This is a genomic window from Streptomyces sp. UH6 (genome assembly GCF_013421635.1).
Taxonomy (GTDB): Bacteria; Actinomycetota; Actinomycetes; order Streptomycetales; family Streptomycetaceae; genus Streptomyces; species Streptomyces abyssomicinicus.
In genome coordinates, this window is sequence record NZ_JACADT010001185.1 from 1 (window position 1) to 1,549 (window position 1,549).

A 1,549-nucleotide genomic window follows, 5' to 3' on the forward strand; every position below is an offset into this window, starting at 1 on the left:
CGCCCGCCCGCCGGAACGCGGCCCGCGCCTCGTTGCGCCGCTCCTCCCCCACCGCGCGCCCGAAGGCCACCGCGCCGTAGGCGCGCAGCTCCTCGGGCGGGATCCCGGAGGGGTCGTGGGTGATGTCGGCTCCTATGCCGATGGAGCGGAGCGCGGCGGCCAGCTTGTTGAGCACGGCGGCCCGCGCGCCGATCAGCAGCACCCGGCGGCCGTCCTCCCGCGCGTCCGGGGCGTGCTCCAGCAGGCCGGTCAGCGCACGGCGGTACCCGTCGCCGCGGAACCGGAAGGGGCCGAGACCGTGGTAGCCGTTGAGGCGCATGTCGGGGTGGTCGTCGGTCTGCCAGGCGAAGTCGCGCCACACGTAGTCCTCGCCGTCCCGCTCGATGACCGCGGTGACCGCGCCGCAGGCCAGGTCGGCGCATTCGGGGCAGCCGTAGACGAGGTACCGGCCACCGGGCAGCGGCGCCGGCGCCTCCAGCAGCAGGGCGCGCACCTGTTCGGCGAAGATGGCCGGCGGCACGTCGGAGGCGAGGGGCGACACCGCGTCCAGGTCGGCGAGGCGGAAGAGGAGCGGACGCCCGTCGACCACGAAGTCGGTGAACTCACGGTGGGTGATGTGGGCCCCGCCCGCGAGGACCGCGCCCGCGCGGGTCGCCGGGGCGAGGGCGAAGGAGGCGTGGGTCGCGTGCTCGGCAGCCATGCTCCGAGTATTCCCACAGTGCGGGCGCTCTGTTCCCGGTGCCGGGCATTCCGTTACGGTCCGCGGATGGAACAGCATCGGCCCTGTGAAGTGATCGTCGTGGGCGGCGGAGTCATCGGTCTGACCACGGCCGTGGTCCTCGCCGAGAGCGGACGGCGGGTCCGGATCTGGTCACGCGAGCCCGCCGAGCGGACCACCTCGGAGGTGGCGGGCGGTCTGTGGTGGCCGTACCGGATCGAACCGGAGGAACGGGTCGGCGAGTGGTCGCTGGCCTCCTACGAGGTGTACGCCGCGCTGGCCGCCACCCGGTCCGAGGAGACCGGTGTGCGGATGGTGGCGGGGGTGCACGGCGGCGCGTCCCTCGAGGGGCTCGGCGGGTGGGCCGCGAAGGTGCCGGGGCTGCGGGCGGCGACGTCCGAGGAGTGTCCGGGCGGCGGCCTGTGGGCACGGGTGCCGCTGATCGACATGCGGGTCCACCTGCCCTGGCTGCGGGAACGTTTCCTCGCGGCGGGGGGCGTGGTCGAGGAGCGTACGGTCTCCTCGCTGGACGAGGCGGCCGCCGAGGCGCCGGCCGTGGTCAACGCGACCGGGCTGGGGGCCCGGGAGCTGGTGCCGGACGACTCGGTGCACCCGGTGCGCGGGCAGCTGGTCGTGGTGGAGAACCCGGGGGTGGACACCTGGCTGACCTCGGTCGTCGGCGGCACGGACGACGGGGCGCACTCCACCTACTTCCTGCCGCAGCCGGGGCGGCTGCTGCTGGGCGGGACGGCCGAGGTGGGCGCGTGGTCCACCGAGCCGGACCCCGCGGTCGCCGAGGCGATCGTGGCTCGGTGCGCGGCGGTCCGGCCG

2 protein-coding genes are annotated in these 1,549 nt (G+C 75.4%); one reads left to right on the plus strand and one right to left on the minus strand.

The window, feature by feature from the left end; genetic code table 11:
* A partial coding sequence (locus tag HW445_RS30450) for an oxidoreductase (RefSeq protein WP_180224026.1) occupies positions 1-700 on the minus strand: 700 nt, incomplete at its 3' end.
* Between the two features lie 66 nt (positions 701-766).
* On the opposite strand from HW445_RS30450, the gene HW445_RS30455 reads away from it, so the two are divergent.
* The coding region (locus HW445_RS30455; RefSeq protein WP_180224027.1) for an FAD-dependent oxidoreductase at positions 767-1,549 on the plus strand (783 nt) is incomplete at its 3' end.